Origin of the sequence: Nibribacter koreensis (genome assembly GCF_039541795.1) — a bacterium.
GTDB lineage: Bacteria > Bacteroidota > Bacteroidia > Cytophagales > Hymenobacteraceae > Nibribacter > Nibribacter koreensis.
Genome location: NZ_BAABGX010000002.1, coordinates 751669 through 774115 on the forward strand (window position 1 = coordinate 751669; position 22447 = coordinate 774115).

General features: G+C 51.0%; 15 protein-coding genes and 2 tRNA genes. 7 read left to right on the forward strand and 10 right to left on the reverse strand.

Features of this window, described 5'->3' with window-relative positions; genetic code table 11:
- Positions 1–48: 48 nt before the first annotated feature.
- On the reverse strand, positions 49–522 hold the full coding sequence (locus tag ABD880_RS10500) for a hypothetical protein (protein WP_345165556.1): 474 nt from the start codon (positions 520–522) through the stop codon (positions 49–51).
- A gap of 267 nt (positions 523–789) precedes the next feature.
- Between ABD880_RS10500 and ABD880_RS10505 the strand changes: the two genes are divergently transcribed.
- Positions 790–2172 carry an aldehyde dehydrogenase gene (locus ABD880_RS10505; RefSeq protein ID WP_345165558.1) on the forward strand — a complete coding sequence of 461 codons (1383 nt, stop codon included), beginning with the start codon at positions 790–792 and terminating at the stop codon, positions 2170–2172.
- A gap of 170 nt (positions 2173–2342) precedes the next feature.
- Here ABD880_RS10505 and ABD880_RS10510 read toward each other — a convergent pair whose 3' ends face one another.
- The 5 genes from ABD880_RS10510 to mutS form a co-directional block, all read right to left on the reverse strand.
- On the reverse strand, positions 2343–2588 hold the full coding sequence (locus ABD880_RS10510) for a hypothetical protein (RefSeq protein WP_345165561.1): 246 nt from the start codon (positions 2586–2588) through the stop codon (positions 2343–2345).
- A 273-nt stretch (positions 2589–2861) separates the two neighbouring features.
- Entirely contained in the window at positions 2862–3284 is a 423-nt protein-coding gene (locus ABD880_RS10515) for a hypothetical protein (RefSeq protein ID WP_345165563.1), read from the reverse strand.
- A gap of 217 nt (positions 3285–3501) precedes the next feature.
- A tRNA-Leu gene (locus ABD880_RS10520) sits at positions 3502–3585 on the reverse strand.
- 71 nt (positions 3586–3656) lie between these two features.
- A tRNA-Gly gene (locus ABD880_RS10525) sits at positions 3657–3732 on the reverse strand.
- 285 nt (positions 3733–4017) lie between these two features.
- Entirely contained in the window at positions 4018–6615 is a 2598-nt protein-coding gene (gene mutS, locus ABD880_RS10530; RefSeq protein WP_345168063.1) for a DNA mismatch repair protein MutS, read from the reverse strand.
- Between the two features lie 286 nt (positions 6616–6901).
- On the opposite strand from mutS, the gene ABD880_RS10535 reads away from it, so the two are divergent.
- Positions 6902–7426, forward strand: coding sequence for an RNA methyltransferase (locus ABD880_RS10535; protein WP_345165566.1), 525 nt, complete (start codon positions 6902–6904; stop codon positions 7424–7426).
- Positions 7427–7462: 36 nt separating this feature from the next.
- Here ABD880_RS10535 and ABD880_RS10540 read toward each other — a convergent pair whose 3' ends face one another.
- Entirely contained in the window at positions 7463–8092 is a 630-nt protein-coding gene (locus tag ABD880_RS10540) for a tetratricopeptide repeat protein (protein WP_345165569.1), read from the reverse strand.
- A 651-nt stretch (positions 8093–8743) separates the two neighbouring features.
- Between ABD880_RS10540 and ABD880_RS10545 the strand changes: the two genes are divergently transcribed.
- On the forward strand, positions 8744–10696 hold the full coding sequence (locus ABD880_RS10545; protein WP_345165571.1) for a tetratricopeptide repeat protein: 1953 nt from the start codon (positions 8744–8746) through the stop codon (positions 10694–10696).
- A 169-nt stretch (positions 10697–10865) separates the two neighbouring features.
- On the opposite strand, the gene ABD880_RS10550 is transcribed toward ABD880_RS10545, so the two are convergent.
- Together ABD880_RS10550 and ABD880_RS10555 are read right to left on the reverse strand one after the other, a co-directional pair.
- The gene (locus ABD880_RS10550; RefSeq protein WP_345165574.1) at positions 10866–11663 is read right to left on the reverse strand and encodes a TerC family protein; all 798 of its coding nucleotides are present in this window, start codon (positions 11661–11663) and stop codon (positions 10866–10868) included.
- A gap of 114 nt (positions 11664–11777) precedes the next feature.
- Positions 11778–12269, reverse strand: coding sequence for a YajQ family cyclic di-GMP-binding protein (locus ABD880_RS10555; RefSeq protein WP_345165577.1), 492 nt, complete (start codon positions 12267–12269; stop codon positions 11778–11780).
- A gap of 119 nt (positions 12270–12388) precedes the next feature.
- On the opposite strand from ABD880_RS10555, the gene ABD880_RS10560 reads away from it, so the two are divergent.
- Both ABD880_RS10560 and ABD880_RS10565 read left to right on the forward strand, forming a co-directional pair.
- Positions 12389–12823, forward strand: a complete 435-nt coding sequence (locus ABD880_RS10560; RefSeq protein ID WP_345165580.1) for a GNAT family N-acetyltransferase — start codon at positions 12389–12391, stop codon at positions 12821–12823.
- A gap of 74 nt (positions 12824–12897) precedes the next feature.
- Positions 12898–13089 carry a lipocalin/fatty-acid binding family protein gene (locus ABD880_RS10565; protein ID WP_345165583.1) on the forward strand — a complete coding sequence of 64 codons (192 nt, stop codon included), beginning with the start codon at positions 12898–12900 and terminating at the stop codon, positions 13087–13089.
- 714 nt (positions 13090–13803) lie between these two features.
- Here ABD880_RS10565 and ABD880_RS10570 read toward each other — a convergent pair.
- Entirely contained in the window at positions 13804–14658 is an 855-nt protein-coding gene (locus tag ABD880_RS10570; RefSeq protein ID WP_345165585.1) for an ion transporter, read from the reverse strand.
- A gap of 205 nt (positions 14659–14863) precedes the next feature.
- Between ABD880_RS10570 and ABD880_RS10575 the strand changes: the two genes are divergently transcribed.
- Positions 14864–19891 (forward strand): translocation/assembly module TamB domain-containing protein, encoded by a 5028-nt coding sequence (locus ABD880_RS10575; protein WP_345165587.1) that lies wholly within the window; start codon positions 14864–14866, stop codon positions 19889–19891.
- Between the two features lie 47 nt (positions 19892–19938).
- Positions 19939–22227 (forward strand): translocation and assembly module lipoprotein TamL, encoded by a 2289-nt coding sequence (gene tamL / locus ABD880_RS10580; protein WP_345165589.1) that lies wholly within the window; start codon positions 19939–19941, stop codon positions 22225–22227.
- Positions 22228–22447: the final 220 nt, after the last annotated feature.

Sequence of the window (22447 nt, forward strand, 5' to 3'; positions counted from 1 at the left end):
AGCGCCTCTTCTGTTTTATATATGTTTGAAGAATTGGTCAGTTAGAGCCTACTCTTGCTCCTCCAGGTAATAATCTCCTGGATAGCCAGCGTCAGACTCGTCACTGAACCGCACAATGTCCTTCATGTAATTGGTATAGATCTCCTGGATTCTGGGCGAGTTGGCCCCATGCTTCTTCAGGACTTTTGAGATAAGGCTGGCTTCCTCCAGGTAGAACATATCATCTACCTCTACGCCTTTGTCAGTGTCCATTTTCAAGAGCTCGGCTTGCAGGTCCATCATGGCAGGATCATCCTCGCCAAACATGATCAACGTCCCGTGCAGCTTGCTCAGCATCTCATTGAACAACTCCCCCTCATACGGCAGGTTCACCTCTTCATCCTCTTCGCCGGCGTACCCAATTCTGCCGGTACCGCCCACTTCATCATCGTCATCAAAGGAAAACTCGTCGTCTAAATGACTGCTGTTGAAGTCATCTTCATCATAGCCATACTCATCATCAAAATTACTGCGTGGTGCCATGCCTTTTCTAATTAAATCGCTCCAAATAATACTACAACTCTGCCCAAGGCGGTTTTATTCTTACGAACCTGATCCAGAAAAAGAGACCGGGTTGGCCAAAAAATCTAAATCGGGTGGTCGTTTTTTGCTTGTTTCCGCAAAAATAGGCTAAAAACGGTTTCATGGTTTTCCTCAGCAACAATTTCCTCTTACCCTGGTGCACAGAGGCAGGACCTTTGCCAAAAAAACAACTGCTTGCGTATAGATGTACCTCACAAATTTCTTTCTATGACCACCATTGCGCTAGTCCAAGCCCTGCAACAACAGAAAGCCTTTTTTGCCACCGGCAAAACCAGAGAGCTTGCGTTTAGAAAAGACATGTTGCAACGGCTGGCCACGGCCATTGCCCAAGAAGAAGAAAGTATTACCCAAGCCTTGGCAGAGGATTTTCATAAGCCAGCCTTTGAAACCTATGCCACAGAGATTGCCATTGTCCTTTCAGAAATCAAGTTCATCTTAAAGCACCTGGACAAGTGGGCCAGGCCGCGCAAGGTAAAGTCTAGCTTTCTCAATTTCCCTAGCAAAGACTACATCTACCCCGAGCCCTACGGAATCTCTTTGGTGATTGGCGCCTGGAACTACCCTTTCCAGTTGACGCTTTCGCCGTTGATAGGCTCCATGGCCGCCGGCGGCTGCACCTTCTTGAAACCCTCTGAACTCACGCCCGCCACCAGCCAGGTGATAGCCCACTTAGTGGAGAAGCATTTCCCGGCAGAGTACGTCATGGTGGTGCAAGGCGGTCCCGAGGTAAGCCAGGAACTACTGCAACTGTCCTTTGACAAGATTTTCTTTACGGGCAGCACCGCCGTTGGCAAGATAGTGGCCCAGGCCGCGGCCAGCCAACTGATTCCCGTCACCTTAGAACTAGGCGGAAAAAGCCCCTGCCTGGTAGATGAGACCGCCAACCTGGAAGTGGCTGCACAGCGCATTGTCTGGGGGAAATACCTGAATGCCGGCCAGACCTGCGTGGCGCCAGACTATGTACTGGTACAGGAAAGCGTGCAAAGGCCACTGCTAGAGCAGCTTCAAAAAACCATCACGCAGTTTTACACCGCCTCTCCCCAACAAAGCCAAGACTACGCCCGCATCATCAATGACCGCCACTTTGAGCGTCTCCAGAAGTTACTACAAGCATCAAAGGTGTATTTTGGCGGCCAAACCGATGCCTCGCAACGCTACATGGCGCCTACGCTTCTCACGGACGTCACTTGGGAACAGCCCATTATGCAGGAAGAAATCTTCGGGCCGTTGTTGCCGGTGTTGCCCTTTAAGACTTTACCAGAGGCGCTACAGCAAATTACTCAGCGAGAGAAGCCACTGGCCCTCTATTTCTTCTCCAATGACCAGGCCGCCCAGGAAATGGTCTTGGCGCAGACGTCTTCGGGTGGGGCATGCATCAATGACACCATTTCGCATCTGGCCAATCCGCACCTGCCGTTTGGCGGCGTGGGTACCAGCGGACAGGGAAACTACCACGGCAAAGCCAGCTTCTTGGCCTTCTCCCATCAAAAGAGCGTCTTAAAGAAACCCTTCTGGCCCGAAGTGAACCTCCGCTACCCACCCTACCAGGACAAACTCAATTGGATGAAGAAGGCCTTTGACTGGTTGTAATCTAATAAATACTAAGAAGCCGTTTTTGGCCTGTTTTACAGAAAACAGGCCAAAAACGGCTTCTAGCCATCATCTCTGCAAAACCAATCTGTCTTGCATTACTAAAAACGTTTGGCAGGCAATTTTATAAGGCACAAAAAAGCCCCGGCATCACCGAGGCTTTTTTGCTGTTACTCCATTTGCGCTTCGCCTACGGTGGCGGGGTCTACCATTTCCCAATCAAAATGGAGCCAGTCTCCCCGGTCGGTTTGGGCCTCTAGCTCCCAGTGCAGGTTTTGCAGTTGGTTTACGTTTAACAACCCGGGTTCTTTGAGAAGAGTCAATTTACCGTACAGCATTTCCCGTACGTCCATCTCCTTCACGTTTCCCTCTCGCACTCCGGGCAAATTACATCTTAAGTAAATTTCTCTTTTCATACGCTTGCTGTTAAGGTTGAAAATGGATTTACCTTAGTTTACTGTTATAACTATCAAAGGTTTACACATTTACCAATTGATTATCAACAGATTGAAAACGCCTTATGCTGCATGACCACAGACGCTTTTTTTAACTCACATACAAACAACAGCGCCGCTCCTTTAAAAAGAAGCGGCGCTGTTGTTTGTGTTCCTATATAACTAACGGGCTATAGCAATTACCTGATTAGCTAGCTCAATTAAAACAAAATCTGAGTCTCTGCGAGTAGTAGTCTACACTTCTTCGCCCCTTAGCCACCTGAAGCCTTCTTCACGGGTGGTAAAGTTTCTACTTTCTATGGTGAGGTGTACTTTTTGGGTTACCTGCTCAGATATTTTCTCTGACTGCTCCTGCCTTACCTTGTCCACGTGCACTACGCTGGCAGACCGTTCTAGACGCGTTTTCTGCAAATTAAGGGCAAAATCAGTCACTATGCGCATGTACGCCTCCATGTCCATGTCTGGGTGCATCTGTGAATGGCTGCTGTCAATCAAAAGATTCTTGACGTCATAATTTCTAATGTAGTCTACCAGCAAATTCACCGTGCGCTCAATCTCCAACAAGTCATAGGCATTAAGACTAGGCCATTCTACAAACAGAATATCTGTCTTAGGGTCATAGTCCAATACAACAAGGTGGTTCTGGAAAAGTATCATAAAAGTTATAAGAAGCGTTTTTTAATCTCTTGATTAACAAGAGGCTTGAGTGTTCTTTATAGAGCGTATTCCCTATGTTTAAGTTCCTTCTCTGCCAAAATCACAAGAACAAATAATGCACTATAGATTACAAGAGAGAAGGCACTTAGCAAGAAGTTAGTTACTTACAAACAAAAAGGCCGCCCTTAGTGTCAAGAGCGGCCTTTTTGTTTGTAAGTACCAGGAGCGGGAATCGAACCCGCACTTCCTAATGGAAACAAGATTTTAAGTCTTGCGTGTCTACCAGTTCCACCATCCCGGCCTTTCATTTCTGAAGCAGAAATGAAAATGAGCAGATAAACAAAAGACGTTACCGAGGCAACGTCTTTTAATTGGAGCGAAAGACGGGGTTCGAACCCGCGACCTCGACCTTGGCAAGGTCGCGCTCTACCAACTGAGCTACTTTCGCATTGTTTCTAATTCCGTCGTTTGAATTAGTGATACAAAGGTAAGCAAGAAATCTTTTTTGTCAAGCACTAAGCCTAAAAAAATCTTCACCAAACGGTAATCCTTCTGAAAATCAGGCACAAATTTTTAAAAGTTTTTCTGCGCCTGAAGAACTCTTCTGTCGTTTTTGGCCTGTTTTGGTCAAAACAAGCCAAAAATGACAATGCCCGCTCTCCATAGAAAAGCGGGCGCTGCTAAAAATATCCATGCCCAGACTCGCGACTCTAGACTCAGAACTCGCGACTAGTTACACTTTATCCTTTTTGCCGTCCACCAACATTTTAAGCTCATTCAATTTGAGGAGAGCCTCTACCGGCGTGATGGTGTTGATGTCCAGTTTTTCAAACATCTCCTTGATGCGCACTAGTTGCGGGTCATTGAGTTCAAACATGCTCAATTGGTACGGCTGTTTGGGCAGGCTCTTCATCACCTCCTGCGGATCCTGGTGCGGATGGCTGATTTTCTCCTGCTCCAGGTGGTGCATGATTTCGTTGGCCCGTATCACCACGCTGTTGGGCATACCGGCCATCTGGGCCACCTGTATCCCGAAACTGTGGGCACTGCCCCCTTCTACAAGTTTGCGCATGAACAGAATCTTGCCGTTGCTCTCCTTCACACTCACGTTATAGTTGCGTACCCTCGGAAAATCCTCGGTGAGCTGGTTCAACTCATGGTAATGCGTAGCGAAAAGCGTTTTGGCCCGGCCTTTAGGCGCGTTGTGCAGGTGCTCTACAATAGCCCAGGCAATGGAAATACCGTCATAGGTACTGGTGCCCCGGCCAATCTCATCCATCAAGACCAAACTACGGTCAGACAGGTTGTTGAGAATGCTGGCCGTCTCGGTCATCTCCACCATGAATGTACTCTCGCCGCGGCTTAGGTTGTCTGAGGCGCCTACTCGGGTGAAGATTTTGTCAATGACGCCAATCTGGGCGGCCTCTGCGGGCACAAAACAGCCAATCTGCGCCATGAGCACAATGAGCGCAGTTTGTCTTAACAAGGCACTTTTACCCGCCATGTTAGGCCCCGTGACAATGATAATCTGCTGTTCGTCATTGTCCAGCTTAATATCATTGGGCACATAGCGCTCACCAGGTGGCAACTGCTTTTCAATGACCGGGTGACGGCCTTGGGTAATGTTCAAGGCGGTGCTTTCGTCTACCTCGGGCTTTACGTAGCCGTTCTGCGTGGCCAGTTGCGCGAAGTTAGCCAGACAGTCCAGCACGGCCAGTGCCTTGGCGTTCTGCTGAATCTGGGGCACATACTCGGCGGTGCTCAGCATCAACTCGTTGAAGATGCGCTGTTCAATCACAAACAGGCGGTCCTCAGCGTGCAGAATCTTCTCCTCGTAGGTTTTGAGCTCCTCGGTGATGTAGCGCTCTGCGTTGACCAAGGTCTGCTTTCTTATCCAAGACGAAGGCACCTTGTCTTTATGGGCGTGGGTCACCTCCAAATAGTAGCCAAACACCTTGTTATAGGCAATCTTCAATGAGGAGATACCAGTGTTCTGGATTTCGCGCTGTTGAATCTGAAGCAGGTAATCCTTGCCCGAGAATGCGATGGCGCGCAGTTCGTCCAGTTCCGGGTCAATGCCGTCGTTCACCAGGTTCCCTTGGTTGGTGAGCACTGGCGCCTGGGCTTTTAATATCGTCTGAATCTCATCCCGGATACTGGCGCACGGCAACAATTGGTCGGCTAGTTTCTGCAGGGCCGGAACCCCGCTCACGGCTAGCAATTCTTTGATCGGAAGCGTGGCTTCCAGGGCGCGGGCCAGTTGCAAGAGCTCGCGCGGGTTTACGCGGCGCACGGCTACCTTGGAGATGAGGCGCTCCAGGTCGCTCATCTGCTTGAGGTAATGCGTAATATCCTGCAACAACTCGGGCCTGGCTTGCAGTCCTTCTACCGTATCCAGGCGGCGTCTAATTTGGGCGGCGTCTTTCAAGGGCAACACCAGCCACTTGCGTAAGAGGCGGGCACCCATGGGCGTGACGGTGTTGTCCAGCACATTGATTAGGGGCACGCCTTCGGGGTGTTGCGGATAAATCAGCTCCAGGTTGCGTACCGTGAACCGGTCCAGCCAGACGTAGTTGTCTTCCTCCAGGCGGCCAAGCGTGGAAATATGCCTAAGGTCATGGTGCTGGGTCTCTGCCAGGTAATGCAAAATGGCGCCGGCGGCAGTGATGCCCTCCGTCAAGCCTTCCACCCCGAAGCCTTTCAAGGACTGGGTATTGAACTGCTTAGTGAGGTTCTCTACCGCGAAGTCATAGCTATACACCCATTCATCCAGTCCGTAATGACAGAAATCCTGCCCAAAGTTCTGGAAGAAGGCCTCTTTCTTGCCTTTGCAAAACAAGACCTCGGCGGGGCTGAAGTTCTGCAACAGCTTGCCCATGTACCCGGAATCACCCTCGGCGAGCATAAAATCACCGGTAGAGGCGTCCAGCAGGGCAATGCCAATATTGTTTTTCCCGAAGTGCAGAGATGCTAAATAGTTGTTCCGCTTTTGGTCCAGCACCTGGTCGTTGAACGATACGCCGGGCGTCACTAACTCAGTCACGCCCCGCTTGACAATGCCTTTGACGGTTTTGGGATCCTCCAATTGGTCGCAGATGGCTACACGCTCGCCGGCCCGAACCAGTTTGGGTAGGTAGGTGTCCATGGAATGGTGCGGAAAACCAGCCAGAGCCGTTTCAGAGGCAGAGCCGTTGCCGCGCTTGGTGAGCATGATGCCCAGAATCTTGCTGGCCTTGATAGCATCCTCGCCAAAGGTCTCATAGAAGTCTCCTACTCTGAAGAGCAGGAGCGCGCCTGGGTGTTTCGCCTTGATGGCATTGTATTGTTTCATCAGCGGGGTAGCGCTGAACTCTCCTGTCGTCTTAGCCAAAGCGTTTTTTAATGTGCTAATTGTTTAATGTGCTGATTGCTTAATGTGCTTATGTGCTAATTGGAAGAGGCTCAATTTCACCTGCCTCCATACATCAAACCCATTGCATCCTCTCTCCGGTCATGGTCGTTTTTGGCCTGGTTTCAGAAAAACAGGCTAAAAACGGGCTGGTGGCTTCCTATCGCTTACCTTTGCCAATACAATCAGGGCGAGCCCAAATTTTACATTCTCTATGCGCAAGCTAAGCATGGAAGAACTCCAGCGTGACTCAGTGGAGGACTTCAAAAATAAGCAAAAAAATCCGTTGGTGTTGGTACTAGACAACGTGCGCAGCCTGCACAACGTGGGCTCCACCTTTAGAACCGCCGATGCCTTTGCCGTGGAGAAAATCTACCTCTGCGGAATTACCGGCACGCCTCCTAACAAAGAAATCCACAAAACCGCACTGGGCGCAACGGAATCGGTGGAATGGGTACACGTAGAGAGCACATTAGAGGCGGTTACTGCCCTGAAAGCCGAGGGATATTCGGTTTGGGCGGTGGAACAGGCGCAGGACAGCACTATGCTCACTAATTTTTCGCCAGCGAAAGATGGGAAATACGCCTTTGTCTTCGGGAATGAGGTGTTTGGCGTGGAGGAAGAGGTGATTGCCGCGGCAGACGGGGTGCTGGAGATTCCGCAGTTTGGCACCAAGCACTCCTTAAATATCTCGGTGACGGTGGGTGTAGTGGTGTGGGATGTACTGAGCAAGCTGTTGATAAAGCAGGCTTAGGAGCTCACTTATTTCTGCGGAGAGCAGGATTATTATTTACTGGTTACTGGCTACGCGTCTGCTCAACTCCTTTTGCGCCAAGGCCAGTGAGTGCTTAGCATGGACATCCTCTGGATTCAGCTTTAAAAAGGCTTCTAAATCTGCAACCGCTTCCTGGGCTTTATTAAGTTCCAGAGCAATGATGGCGCGGTTATACAAGGCTTTGTGATGCGTGGGCGTGACCGCCAGCACTTCATTTAAGTCTTGCAAAGCACCAAAATAATCATCCAGGTGGTATTTAAGCACGGCCCGGTCATATAAAAGCTCATGCGTAGAAGCTAGCGCCATGGCTGACGTGATGTCTTGCGCCGCTTCTTTGTAGGCTCCAATCTGTAAAAATGCCTGACCTCTTTTCTGGAGCACTCCTGCTGTCTGCGGCTCTAAGCGCAAGGAGGTAGTGTAGTCTTTAATGGCACCAAAGGCATCATTCATTTCCATCTTAACAACACCCCGGTTAGCATAGGCCTGCGCGTCTAATGGATTCTGTTTAATCTGCAGGGTGATTTCCTTTACTCTTTCCTTAGAAAGCGCGAGGGCGTTGGCAACTTCTCCACCAGAGGTTGCATGTGCATTGAAAGACAAGGTCAAGGCACAAAGTAGCAGGTACACAATTCGTAGCTTCTGCATGTTCTTGTTGGTAAAAGGTTTAAAAATCACAAGAAATGGGGGCCTTTAAAATTCTTTGACAGAGGAAGGGGAGTACTTTCAGATTAGAAAGTTTCTACTGCTTTATAAGAATTAAACAAATTTAACAAACTCTTGTAGATAAAAGCAAGACTAAATAGAAATAATTCCGTTTAAATAAGAATTCTTAATCCTCACGCATCCAAGCACTTACAAAAACCCTTCAAAACGCCAAGAAAACCTGGTTTTGCGTTAAAAGTGATATTCATCATTTTTTTAGTGCAGACCATTCTAGCTAAGCAACAACTATTTATTAGAAGCCTACCAGCATGTCAACTGATAGAAAATCAGTTATTTCTGTGTAGTGCATAGCAAGGTCATGGTAGTCCAGCTTTAATAAAGGAGCAGGCTTCGCGCGCACTTCATTTCCATCATTCTCCGTAAAAGCGTATTAAGTAGCGCTTCCTTCCAAAGACGCCAGGCAATCTGCTCTGCCACCATCTCTCACTATGTGTTTAGTATAATTTTTAAACTCACCACCAGCAAAAACAACTCTCTCACAACCAAGCCATTAACTTACATTTAGCAACCTATACAGGCTCAACAGGGTACTATATAAGCAGTTAACCTATTCTTCCACTAAACAGAAGAACTATGAATAAAACAATTTTAACTTTCGCCTTGGCGCTAGCGGCTAGTAGTTTAGCCCCTGCCTTGGCCCAAGACGCTAATAAAGCAACGGCTGTGGTTACCCCTAATCCTCTAGAAGTTAGAGGAGACAGCGTGCGCCTGAAAGCCAAAATTACCATCCCAGCGCACCGCAAGCTCAAAGACGGCGGCACCTTGACCGTCACCCCTAGGTTAGGCGATTACAAGTACGACAAGTTCACGGCCACCTATGGACCTGTGACCAACGTGCGTAAAAACGGCATCAACGCAGACGTAACCATCACCCTACCGTTCATCACAGACATGATTGGCAAGGACATTGACTTTACCTATGTCTATGAGGCAGGCGGCGACCGCATTGCCGGCGAGGTGGACGATGTGGCTAAATGCTGTTCTACCGCGGGTCTATGGTTCATCAACAATGTCCAATACCAGTTCGCCACCATTGACACGGTGCGTACCAAAGACACCCAGCCACTTAAACTGCTGGCCCAGTTCAATTTTCCGGTAGACATTTCTAAGCTCAGCAAAGAAGCCTACCAACGTGATGTAAAAGCCATAGGAGATTTCCTGAAGAAGAATCCAGAGAGCACCATCACCATTAGAGGCTTTGCCTCGCCAGAGGGCACCATGAAACGCAACGTGCAGCTTTCTGAGCAGCGCTCCCAGCAGGCCGCTGACTGGTTGCGCGCCAAACTAAAGGAAATGAACTACGGCACCGTGCTTACCAAAGCCACTTTTAAGACAGAGACCACCGCTGAGGACTGGAGAGGCTTCAAAGAAACCTTACTAGCATCTGACTACCCAGACGCCACCAAGCAGAAAGTGATTGACGCCATCAACGCCGGCACGCCCGCCCCCGAGACCGAGAAAAACGTCATGGCCTTGCTGGGCGGAAAATCCAAGCGCGTAGAAGAACTGTTGCAACCCTTGCGCCGCTCTATTGTGGTAGTAGAAACTAACAAGGCCATGCGCCCCGCCCTCAATGACAAGCAACTAGACTCAGTGGCTGTGGCCTATATCTCGGGTAATCTGCAAAAATACCAGCTTCGCGAAATCCTGGACAAGGAAGAATGGCTGGAGGCGGCCCAGCGCACCAAGGCCCCGTCTGGAAAGATGTCCCTGCTCCTGGCCTACTATGACGTGTACCGTGAGGATTACCGCGCCATCAATGACCTGGCCATCTTGAAACTAGTGCGTGAGCCAGACGCCCCGGCTAGTGACGGGATTGCCATTGTGGGCGGTGATGATGCCATTGTAGGCGTAGGCGGCGACTTTGACAGCAAGTTCAAGAACGACATCAAGAAAGAACCGCAAGACGTGAACGCCTACAAATACAAGTACAAGATCAAGTATGACAACCCAGAAGAGACCGTGGTAGACTTTAAGTACAAAGGCGCCTTTACAGAGAGCATCAACCTGCTGGAGCTGGCCTACCAGCTCAACCGAACTGACTGGGCCGTCTTAAGCAATCTGGGCTCTGCCTACATGGTCATTGAAAACTACCCTAAGGCCATCCAATACCTAAAGCAGTCACTTGCCCAGAAGAACAGCCCGCAGGCGCATTACAACCTGGGCTTGGCCTATGCGCAGACCGGTCAGTTTGCGGAGGCCATCCGGCACTTTGACCAGGCAGCTAGTGTAGAAGGCGTGTACTATAACAGAGGCATTGCCAAGATGTTAGGCGGAGACAGCGCCGGGGCCAAGGCAGATCTACTGCGCCATACCCAAGCCCTGCCTGACCATGCCATGGGATATTATGCCTTAGCGGTGGCTGGAGCGCGTTCTGGAGATATTAATACAATTTCTGAAAACCTTCCTAAGGCTATTCAACGTAAGAAAGTCCTCAGTGACATTTCACAGGAAGATCTGGAGTTCAGGAACTTTCACAATGTAGACGCCTTTAAGAAGGCCGCTGACGACGACAGTAAGAAATAAGAATTTTCATTTTGGTTTGTTTGAAATCCCCTTGCCCCTGGCAGGGGGATTTTTATTTGCCTCCGTTTTTGGGCTGTTTTCTGGAAAAGAGGCCAAAAACGCCTTAAACGCAAAGAGCGGAAACCGTAGCTACGGTTTCCGCTCTTTGCGTTTATTACACTTGCAGAGGTTACATCAAGGTCTCTGGGTTGCCGTCATTGTCCAGAATCTCATTCTGGCGCAAGTGCACCGGCGTAGTTTTCTTTCTGAGCTTCATGTTCAGCATCTCTACCAATAGGGAGAAGAACATGGCAAAGTAGATGTAGCCCTTAGGTATCTCACCATGGAAGGCTTCTACAATCAGCATCACCCCAATCAGGATAAGGAAAGAAAGCGCCAGCATTTTCACGGTAGGGTGCGTGTTCACAAAATCACTGATCACCTTGGCAAAGGCCAGCATGATGCCCATGGACAGGATGACGGCAATCACCATCACAATGAGATGGTCTACCATGCCCACGGCCGTCAGGATAGAGTCAAAAGAGAAGACCAGGTCAATCACAATGATCTGCACAAGGATCTTGCCCAAAGTGGCCGTGCCACCGGTAGCACTGTGCGTCTCTTCCTCGCCCTCCAGCTTGTTATGGATTTCTGTGGTGCTTTTGGCCAGCAGGAACAAGCCCCCAGCCAAGAGAATGATATCACGCCAAGACACGCCAAACGGTTCCTCCATCCAGAACAAGTTCATGGAGAAGATAGGCTGTTTGGCATTGACAATGGTACTGATGAACATCAAGAGGATAATCCTGAACACCAGGGCCAGCATGAGGCCAATGGTACGGCCTTTGCCTTGCTGGGCTTTGGGTAGACGGCCCACCACAATAGAAATAAAGACAATGTTGTCTATACCCAGCACCACCTCCATAAAGGTTAGCGTGAGCAGGCTTAGCCAGACGTCTGGGTTGGTAAAAATACTGAGGTCAAACATAGTTCGTGAATGTGCTTAGGGGAATGGATAAAGGAGCAAGGTAGAGAATATTCCACAGTACGCTTGCCTTCTCTTTTAGAGGCAAAAAATTAATAGGCGCTCCGGCAAAGCTAGTTACGACTTCATGTTGATGAACTGCAACGGAATCCCTAACTCAGCGCGGCGCAACAGGGCAATTACGGCTTGCAAGTCATCAATGTTCTTGCCGGTTACGCGCACCTGGTCATCCATGATGGCGGGGGTCACCTTGATCTTGCTGTCCTTGATGAGTTTGACAATCTTCTTGCCGTCTTCCTTGTCAAGGCCGGCGCGCACTTTCACTTCCTTCTTGACCATAGGTCCGCTGGCATAGTGCTCCTTGCTGAAGTCCAGGGCCGTGGAGTCAATGTTCTGCTTCACAATCTTGGTCAGGATGATGTCCTCAATCTGACGCAGGCGCATGTCGTTCTCGGTAGAGATCTGCACCAGGTTGTTTTTCTTGTCCAGTTCCACGCTGCCTTTGGTGTCTTTAAAGTCATAGCGGTTCTGTATTTCTTTTTTGACCGTGTTAATGGCGTTTTCTAAGGTCTGAGGGTCAACTTTGCTTACAATATCAAAAGAGGCCATGGGATAGAAAGTAATAGGTGTATGGTAAAACAATTGCTTAGTACGGCAAACGATTGCCTAATGCCAAACAAACTTAGTAGATTTAGGCGATTTTACAGAAAAGAGCCCAAAATCGCTTTATGCAAATTCTTCAGCCGTCTACCTTTCATGAGTTTGAGCAGTATTACCGCCTACGCTATGAGATGCTTCGTATGCCCTGGTACCAGCCGCAGGGCAGTGAACGGGTAGAAGATGACGCTACCGCCACCCACCTCATGGCCGTCAATGAAGAAACCGGCGAGGTCATGGGCGTGGCCCGCGTGCATATGGAAACCGACACAGAAGCACAGCTCCGCTTTCTGGCCGTAGGACCCAAGTACCAGAACAAGCAGATTGGCCGCCAACTCCTCCACGCCGTGGAAGACAAGGCCCGTGCCATGGGAGCCACAGACCTCATTGTGCAGGCCCGAGAGTACGCCGTCAACTTTTACAAGCGCAACGACTTTAACTTGGAGCAGGAGACGTATCTGCTGTTTGGAGAGATCCAGCATTACCAGATGCGCAAACACCTGTAACCATCCTAGCTTAAATCTACCTGGCTCCTAAAATGCTGCCTGCTGGCCATAGGAGCCAGTGCCGTTTTCATTAGGTGCTGAACCAGCCATCCTCCCCGCAACTAGAAGAAGCCACCTATCAGCAACTGGTCACCACAGCCAAGTCCCTGGGGTTTGACACGACTAATACCATCCACATAGACAAAGGCTGCAACAAGCAGTGGACTTCAGAAGCCACTCCAAGACTTCCTTTCTCTATCTTACCCGCTTTTTGCCCTGTTTTCTAGGAATAAGGCCAAAAACGACTCTTGACCCAGACACTCGCAGATCCCGCCGGACGCTACTTGTTTAGTCCTGAGTCCTGAGTCGCGAGTCATGAGTCTGAAGGAGTACTTGTCCTCCCCATTCCTAAACAAGTCCTCCCCCTACCCCCTCCGAAGGGGGACAGAACGCGCCGGTTGAAGCCAGCGCTCCAGGGCAGTTGCAGAATGCCCGCCATCATGGGACCAAGGCGCAGACTTGAACCATGCCCACGTGATAGCAGATGGCTACAACCGTGCCTTGGCACGCGTGCCTCTGCAGCGACAGGGACGGACTTTACCTACAACCACCTGAACCAACCATCAAGCCCTCACAGGATTGGAACCGAAAACAGTCTTGGTTCTGAGCGCCTCTGTTGTTTCGTCGCCCGCCAGGGCGGGGCCAAAGGCCCAGAGTACAACAGCAGTGCGAAGGGCCAAGACGGGGCCCCGCGGCCGTGAGCGCTTAGCGGAAGAAATGCAACAAGAAAGGTGGTGCGCACCGGAACAGACGGAATTACCGTGGGAACAGCCAAATGCGTGCACCAAGTCTTTCCCAGAGAGTACAGGCAGTTGGAGTGGCAGCTTTGCTCGTTAGTGAAGAACACCAACCACAGCGGAAAAAAGAAAAGAAATGATTCCAATCTGGTTTAGAGAAAGGAACACATAGAAGACCATGTTTGAGAATCCGAAAACCCCGGTTCAGTCTAATTTAGAATCCTCAGAAGAAGAGCCTTTATCCTCAGGCCTAGATTGCTGGGCTATAAAAACCTCTAACATCCCCCGCAACGCGCGAACCTCTTGCTGCAAGGCCACAATCTGTTTGGCTCCGGCAATCTCCGTTTCATTGCTGGCGGCGTCCCGGTCTAAAAAGAAGCTAGCCAACAAGGCGGTAAAATACCCCAACACGGCAAACCCATACAAGGCCAGCAGAAAACAGAGAGCTCGTCCTTCAGCGGATTGAGGCCAATATTCACTACCCAGGGAGATCAGCAACATGGCGGTCCACCAAAGCGCTTCACTGTAAGAGTCAAAGCCGTTAGGTTGATCCTTTTCAAAGGCGTACATGCCGGCTGCGCCCGCTAGCAAAACGGCCAAAGACAAGGCCAGCATATACCCAAAGCCGCGGCGGTTCATGGTGGCGCCCAGACTTTTCATGCCCCGGTTCAAGGAACTAAGCACCCGCACCAGCCGAATGCCCCGCACCGCCCGCACCGTCCTGAACACCCGCAGGAATCTAGTAATTCTAAACACCCGCAAAGCCGGCACCAGCAGAGAAACAGCCGTAAGCCAGTTACTTTTCAAGAACGGCATTTTGTCTGGCGCCAGCGTAAACCGAAGCAGAAAGTCCAAAACAAACAGAATCCAGATAGCCACGCTTGCCATTTCCAACACGGGCGTGAGCCCCCAGATAAACTCCACCACCAGCAGAACCAGCCACACAAAGCCCAGCGCAATCATTGGCCCCTCCAAAGCCTGTTGCACCCTTACCAGTAGGCGGTTGCGTTCTCTTTGTAGCGCTTTTTGGGCAGAGGAAGAAGGTCTAGGTGCGGCCATGTAACAAAAATGTGTTTGGAAAGAATACGCAGCAACGGCACCAGAGGCTTGCCCCGTGCCCTAAGTGCCTGGCAGTTTTTAGCCTGTTTCTTAGAAAACAAGCCAAAAACGCAAAACAAAGCCAAGGACCGCGGAGCAAATATGTAACCACAGCTATATCTAAGGAGTACAAGTAGGGTCCGTCAAATCTGCAAGCTATACGTCGTTGTCTACCCATTCTATCAAGCATTATACCTTAAAGACCCTCACCGTGCTCCTTTGGATCATTGGGTCCTTGTTATTACTGGTAGTTCTACTGCTGGTGGCCATGCAATTCCCCAAGGTGCAGGACTTTGCCACGCGCAAGGCTGAGAATTACCTGGAAGGAAAGATTGGCACCGAAGTAAGGATAGGCAAGTTTAGAAGCGATTTCAGGAAGGACATTCTATTGGAAGACGTCTACCTGGAAGACCAGAAAGGCGACACGCTCTGGTACTCTGAGCACCTGGCCGCCAACCTGGACATTCTGGGCATACTAAAATCCAAGGTTGGCTTGAAGTCCCTGGAGCTCCGCAATGCCACGGCCCACATCTACCGCACCCTCCCTGACAGCGCCACCAACTTTGACTATATCTTAAAAGCCTTCGCCACGCCGGCCAATACGACAGCAGATACCACCAGCGCTGGTTTCACCTATGACATTGGCACGCTTGACCTGAAGAACATCTACCTCACCTACCGCGACGAGGTGAACGGCCAGAACGTGAAAACCCGCGTGGGCAGTCTGGTCGTGGACATGGACGAGCTGGACCTGAAGAAGGAGATTTACCGCATAGGCGACATTACCCTGCGTAACACCTGGGTAGACGTGGTGCAGACCAAAGTCCCCGAGGAAGGAGAACAGGAACCTTTGACCATGCAGTTCGGCCTGAAGACGGTGACCTTGGACCATGTGCGCGTCAAATATAGAAACGGCGTATCCCGGCAGTACATAGACACCAACATTGGAAAGGGCCTGGTCAAGGCTGAGAACATTGACTTGCAGAAAACGCGCATTGACCTAGCCAGCATAGAACTGCACAACAGCGTGCTGGCCTATGCCCAAAACGCTGACATTCCTACCGAGTACCGGGTTGTAAACCCCAAAGAAGCCATTGAAGCCATTGAAGAAGCCGTCTCCAAAACCGGCGAGCCCGTGAACTGGATCGTCACGCTGGACAACCTTGACATTACCGGGGTAGACGCGGCTTTTGACAACGTAGAGGCGCCTAAACTTGCCCGCGGCGTTGATTACAACCACCTACGCGCGCAAGACCTGAACCTGCAATTGCAAGACCTATACTTTAGCAGTAACCGCACCACCGCTCAATTAGAACAACTCAGCCTGAAAGAGCAGAGCGGTTTTGTAGTAAAACAGTTTACCGCCGGCATCTTGTTTGACTCGGTGCAGACCGAACTCACCGATCTGGTATTAGAAACCGGCCACAGCCGCATTGCCAACCGCATCAAAGTAGGCTATCCGTCTTTAGAAACTGCCGCCGATGACCTGAACAAACTTACCCTCAGCGCGAACTTCCAAAACACGCACATCGGGTTTAGAGACATTGCCCTATTGCAACCTACTTTGGTGAATCAACCTCCGCTGGCGGGAAATTTAAACGAGATCATGCACCTGAGCGGTCAGATCAATGGCCGCATGGACAATCTCTTGTTAAGCAACTTTAGAGTAAGTGGCTGGCGAAACACCCAACTAGCGGTGAGCGGCAGAATCCAAGGCTTGCCGAACGTAGACAATCTGACGGCTAACCTGCAAGTGAACCGGCTACACACCACTGCCGCAGACGTCAAATCCCTGCTCCCAGCCGGCACCTTGCCTGCCAACATCCAACTGCCGCCGTCCATGGATGTGGAAGGAAGAATCAGCGGCTCCATGACGGCCTTTGATGTGGACGCAACCATTAGAACCAGCTTCGGGAATGCGGTGGCGGACATTGACATGACACCCGGTCGCGTAAAGGGCCAGGAACGCGTGAAAGGCACCGTACAGTTAGTGCGGTTTGACCTGGGCAAATTAATGCGAGACACCACCTTAGGTCCCACCAGCTTAACCGCCAACATCAACGGTACGGGCATGACGCCAGAAACCATGGTAGCCAAGATTGACGGACGCGTGCAAAGTCTCTATTATGGCGGCTACACCTACAAAGGCATTGACCTAAACATTGACGCCAATCGCAACCGCTACGGCATTAAAGCGGTGAGCGCGCAGGACAGCAACATGGTCTTCAACATCATTGGCGTAGCTAACCTCCGCGGTGCTCAGCCTACGTACGCCTTTAATGCCAACATCAAAGGAATAGACTTTCAGGCACTCAAACTGTTACCGCAAGACGTACGCTTACGCGGCGACATTGTAGCCGATTTAAGCGGTTCTGATGCCAACAGCATGAACGGAAGCATCATTGCCCGTCAGGCCACCATCGTATCTAACAACCAGCCGCTTAAACTAGATTCGCTTAAACTGTACTTGACGCAAAGACCGGGCACTACGCAGATGCGCCTTATCTCAGATGTAGCCACCGCCAACTTAGATGGTAACATTGGTTTGGGTGATATTGGGCCAGAGTTGATGAACCACATCAGTCGGTATTATGATCTAGGCAATGGACCATACAAGCCAAGCGCCACGGTTAAACAATTCAACTTCGGGGTAGCCTTGCATAAACCAAGAGTAGTCACCGCCTTTGTGCCGGGCTTACAGCGCCTGCGTCTAGACACCTTGCAGGGTTCTTATAACAGCCAAACTGCCAACCTTCAGATTCAAGCCAATGCCCCGCGTGTGCGTTATTCTGGTGTTCGGTTGGATTCTTTGACCTTGCAGGTTGACTCCAACCCAGAGCAACTGAACTACATGGTGCGGGCAGAGTCTGTGCGACAAGACACGTCTTTTAAGGCCAACAATGTGTTGGTGGCTGGTAATGTGCAGGACAATCTGGTGAACGCTCGGGCGGCCAACATGAGCGCCGCCGGCGAAGAGGAGACCGCCATAGGGGTACAGCTAAAACAGCTGGCCAATGCCCTTGAGGTAAGCATCAGTCCAGACTTGGTTTTGAACAAAGATAAATGGGCCGTGAGTCCGGGAAATTACGTGCGCTATTACACGACTTCGGGCGCGGTGGTGGCCAACAACTTGCAACTATCCAACGGACCGCAGTCCATCACTTTGCAGAGCCAAGCGCCTAACAATCCTAACTCGCCGCTAAATGTGACCTTGGCCAACCTGGACTTGGGTTATTTATCCAGAGCCGCCATGCAACCAGACAGCCTACTCTCTGGCCAGTTGAACGGGCAAGCCACCTTGAATGACATTGCCGGCAACATGAGCTTTACCGCCGACATGGATTTGACTGGTCTTAAGTACTACAACAGCCCGGTGGGCGATGTAGAGGTGCAGGCCAGAAACACCACCGCCAACCGTTATGACTTGACGGGCCGCCTGACGGGCAACGGCAACAACGTGACCATGCAAGGCTACTACCTCACCACAGCGGGTAAACCGATGAGCTTTGACGTGACGCTAGACCAATTGAACCTGGCCAGCGTGCAACCGTTCACCAACGGCATGCTTAAGAACATGACGGGCGGCTTGTTGGGAACCGTAGCAGTGAGAGGAAACTTTGAACAGCCCAGTGTGAACGGTGACCTACAGTTTAGAGACGCCACCTTTAACCTGGCCATGCTCAACTCCACCTACCGCATCCCAGATGAACGCTTAACCGTGAACAACCAGGGCATTCAATTCAATGATTTTACACTACTGGATTCTCTAAACAATGAGGCTACCATCAATGGCGCCATCCTGACATCTAACTTCCTTGAGTATCGTTTTGACCTGCGGGCCGTGACAGAGAACTTTATGGTCATGAACAGCACGGCCGCAGACAACCCCTTGTATTATGGCCGCGTGTTTGCCAACAGTGACAGCCGCATTACCGGCGATTTGAACGTGCCCGTCATCAACACCAACGTCAAAATCGCGCCTAATTCCAACTTCACCTATGTCATTCCAGATGAGCCCATTGGGGTAAACCGCGAAGGCATTGTCAAGTTCATAGACGTGGACAGCACCCGCAATCGGTTTATTGCCAGGCAAAAGGCATTAGACACCACAAACGTAGATGAACCGGTGATGCAAGGCGTGGAGATGGCCATGACCTTAGAAGTGACAGATGAAACCCCCATCACCGTGGTGGTTGACCAGAACGCCGGCGATAACCTTACCATCCAAGGAAACTCCATCTTGAACGTGGGCTATGACGTGACGGAGAACATCACCTTGACCGGCCGCTATGAAGTGACTAAAGGAGATTATGAAATGAGTCTCTATGAGCTGGTGCAACGCAAGTTTGACATTGAGCCGGGTAGCTCGGTGGTCTGGACGGGTGACCCGTTCACAGCAGATGCAGATATTACGGCTATCTATAATGTAGAGGCTTCGCCGCTGGAGCTCATCCAAAGCCAGGTGGCTGGCATTGACCCTTCCACGTCTGGACAGTACCGTCAGAAGTTACCGTTTGACGTGTTCCTAAACCTGGACGGCGAACTCATGAAACCCGCCATTTCTTTCAACATTGAATTGGACGAGAAAAGCAAAGGTGCGTTTGGCGGCGAAGTAGACGCCCGTCTGGACCAGCTAAGCCAGCCTACGCAGGAATCTGAGCGCACCAAACAGGTCTTCTCCCTCCTGGTACTGGGTAGATTTATGGCGCAGGATCCCTTGGCGTCCTCAGGAGGCGGGGGCATCAACAGTGCTTTGCGCGGTTCTGCCAGCAAGGTGCTCACAGACCAGCTCAACAACTTAACCGGACAATATCTGGGTGGCTTGGGCTTAGAACTGGGTCTGAACTCTTATGACGACTATTCTACCGGTGACGCCCAATCCCGCACAGACCTGAACATTGCCATGCAGAAACAGCTCATCAATGACCGCCTGACCGTGCGCTTTGGTACAGACGTGAACCTGGAAGGCAGTAGCCAGAGCCAGGCCAGCAACACCACCAGCGGGTTTGCCGGAAACGTCTCTGTAGAATACTCCATTACCCAAGACGGCCGTTTGCGCCTGCGGGCTTTTAGGGAGAACTCTTATGAAGGCTTCATAGACGGCCAGCTAATACGCACCGGACTGTCTCTTCTTTTTGTGCGGGAGTATGACAGCCTCGCCGAACTTTTCAAAAACACAGGCAAAGCAAAATAATGATAGCGCCTCACCATAAGACTCTTGCTTCTTCCCTACTGACAGGGATGCTTCTTTTATTTATCCTGTTCACCACTGGCTGTAGTAGCACCAAGAGCGTGCCGCAGGGAGACTATCTGTACATTGGCGGAGACATCACCGTCAAATCTGACAACCCAGAAACAGACACCAAACCTCTGGAAGGAGAACTGGCCGCCGCCATCAGGCCTCAGCCCAATACCTCGTTTCTGGGCATGCGACCCAAGCTCTGGATCTACAACGCCTTTGGGGGAAACAAGGAAACCAAGGGCATCACCAACTGGATCAAAACCCGCCTAGGCGAACCACCCGTGCTCTTAAGCGAGGCAGACCCAACCAAGGTGAAGGGCCAGATGACCAACCGCCTCTACAACAAAGGCTACTTCAGTCCTACGCTGGAGCACCAGGTAGACAGCACCAGCAAGCGCAAAATGGCCAGCGTCAATTATACGGCCACCGTGGGCAAGCAGTACATCATTGAGAAGGTCCAGTTTCCGCAGGGCACCGACAGCCTGGCCGTGGCCATCCGGAAAACAGAACCCGAAAGCCTGGTTAAAGCCGGCGACCCGTATGACTTGCAGAATATGATCGCTGAGCGTCTGCGCATTGACGGTATCATGAAGGAAGAGGGATTTTTCTTCTTTGACGAAGACTACCTTATTTTCCACGTGGACAGCACGCTCAACAACAAGGTCAACATTTACATTCGGGTTAAAGAGACTGCGCCCACCAAGGCGCTCATCCCCTACCGCTATCAGTCTGTTTCTGTCTTCTCTGACTACTCCCTGGGTGACTCCCTGAACTATGAGAAACCGGTGCAGTACCAAGACTACAAATACTACCCAGATGAGGAGACGTTCAAGGCGCGTGCCATCCTCAATGCAGTCTTCATCAAGAACGGCGAGAAGTACAGCCGCAAAAAGCACTTGCAGACCATTAACCGCCTCATGGATTTGGGCACGTTCAAGTTCACCGAAGTCCGTTTTGACCCGCGGGACTCGGTGGGCCAAGGCGGCTTGTTGAATGCGTCCATTCTCATGACACAGGCCAAGAAGAAATCCGTCCGGGCCGAGGTGCAGACGGTGCAAAAGTCCAACGGTTTTGCCGGACCGGGTATTACGGTCAGCTTCAGGAACCGAAACGCGTTTAAAGGCGCCGAGCTGTTATTGTTGAACTTGGTGGGCTCTTTTGAGTCGCAGATCAGCGGAGACACCTCCAGAACAGGCTTGACGTCTTATGAGATTGGCGCCGATACGGAGTTGCATATTCCGCGCATCATCTCTCCGTTTGGCATCAGAATTTCCAGCAGTATGTACCAGCCCAGAACCAGTTTCAGGCTAGGGTTCAGGTACATTGACCGGCGCAACTTCTTCCAGCAGAACTCCTTCAACTTTGAGTACGGCTACACCTGGAAGCAATTTGCCACCACAGAGTTTGTCATCAATCCCATACAGGTACAGTTTGCGCAGTTGGCAGACACCAGTGAGGCCTTCGCCGAAATCCTCAGAAACAGACCGTTCCTGGCCCGTTCTTTTGAGCAACAGTTTATCCTGGGGGGTAATTACCGCCTGGTGTTCAACACGCAGGGCATTGCCAACCGTACGCACCAGTTCTACATCAGCCCGGGCCTAGACATGTCTGGCGGCTTGTGGGGACTTTTCTTCAGGGCCAAGAACAAGCGCCCGGCAGACCCAGAATTCCCGAACACCTTGGCTGGGCAAGCCATCTCACAGTACATCAAGACAGACCTGGAGACGCGCTACTACTTCAACATCACTGATAAATTGGTGCTGGCCACGCGTCTGTTGGGGGGCGTGGGAATTCCGTATGGTAACTCAAAGGTTTTGCCGTACATCAAGCAATACGGCATTGGCGGACCTAACAGCATCAGGGCGTTCCCGGCGCGCAGCGTGGGCCCGGGCACGTTTGACCCTAGCAAGGACATTGACCCCGAAGACCCTAACCGCACGTTCACCTTCTTTGACCAGACCGGTGACATCAGGCTGGAGGGCAACGCCGAGTTCCGGTTTCCGCTCATGGATCCCTATCTGAAGGGCGCCGTGTTTGTAGACGCCGGTAACGTGTGGCTCTATGACGAGGACCCAGACCGCCCCGGCGGAAAGTTTGACGGCAATTTCATGAGCCAGTTGGCCGTGGGCGCCGGCGTGGGCATGCGCATTGACGTGCAGTTCTTTGTAGTGCGCCTGGACTTGGCTTACCCACTCCGCGATCCTAACTACATCAACACCAAGCGCCCCACCAATGATGGCTTGTTTGGCACCGGCGTCTTGAACCTGGCCATAGGCTATCCATTCTAAGTATTCCATCCCATTATAAAACCGCTGCCGTTTTTGGCTTGTTTTCTGTAAAACAGCCCAAAAACGGAGCCCCAACCCCTCCCTAACGGAGAGGGGCTTTTTTGTACTGGCGCGAGTCTTAAGACTCGTGACTAAGGATGCGGGGTAGTCTCCTGACTACCCTCGCGGGCACCGTGAAACAAGTGCGTATAGCTCCTTCTGCGAGTTTTTATCAGAATGC

Coding starts and splice junctions, on each gene's coding strand:
- ABD880_RS10505 (WP_345165558.1), top strand. CDS start 790: ATGACCACCATTGCGCTAGTCCAAGCCCTGCAACAACAGAAAGCCTTT.
- ABD880_RS10535 (WP_345165566.1), top strand. CDS start 6,902: ATGGAAGAACTCCAGCGTGACTCAGTGGAGGACTTCAAAAATAAGCAA.
- ABD880_RS10550 (WP_345165574.1), bottom strand. CDS start 11,663: ATGTTTGACCTCAGTATTTTTACCAACCCAGACGTCTGGCTAAGCCTG.
- tamL (WP_345165589.1), top strand. CDS start 19,939: ATGCTTCTTTTATTTATCCTGTTCACCACTGGCTGTAGTAGCACCAAG.
- ABD880_RS10555 (WP_345165577.1), bottom strand. CDS start 12,269: ATGGCCTCTTTTGATATTGTAAGCAAAGTTGACCCTCAGACCTTAGAA.
- ABD880_RS10545 (WP_345165571.1), top strand. CDS start 8,744: ATGAATAAAACAATTTTAACTTTCGCCTTGGCGCTAGCGGCTAGTAGT.
- ABD880_RS10500 (WP_345165556.1), bottom strand. CDS start 522: ATGGCACCACGCAGTAATTTTGATGATGAGTATGGCTATGATGAAGAT.
- mutS (WP_345168063.1), bottom strand. CDS start 6,615: ATGAAACAATACAATGCCATCAAGGCGAAACACCCAGGCGCGCTCCTG.
- ABD880_RS10515 (WP_345165563.1), bottom strand. CDS start 3,284: ATGATACTTTTCCAGAACCACCTTGTTGTATTGGACTATGACCCTAAG.
- ABD880_RS10560 (WP_345165580.1), top strand. CDS start 12,389: ATGCAAATTCTTCAGCCGTCTACCTTTCATGAGTTTGAGCAGTATTAC.
- ABD880_RS10570 (WP_345165585.1), bottom strand. CDS start 14,658: ATGGCCGCACCTAGACCTTCTTCCTCTGCCCAAAAAGCGCTACAAAGA.
- ABD880_RS10510 (WP_345165561.1), bottom strand. CDS start 2,588: ATGAAAAGAGAAATTTACTTAAGATGTAATTTGCCCGGAGTGCGAGAG.
- ABD880_RS10540 (WP_345165569.1), bottom strand. CDS start 8,092: ATGCAGAAGCTACGAATTGTGTACCTGCTACTTTGTGCCTTGACCTTG.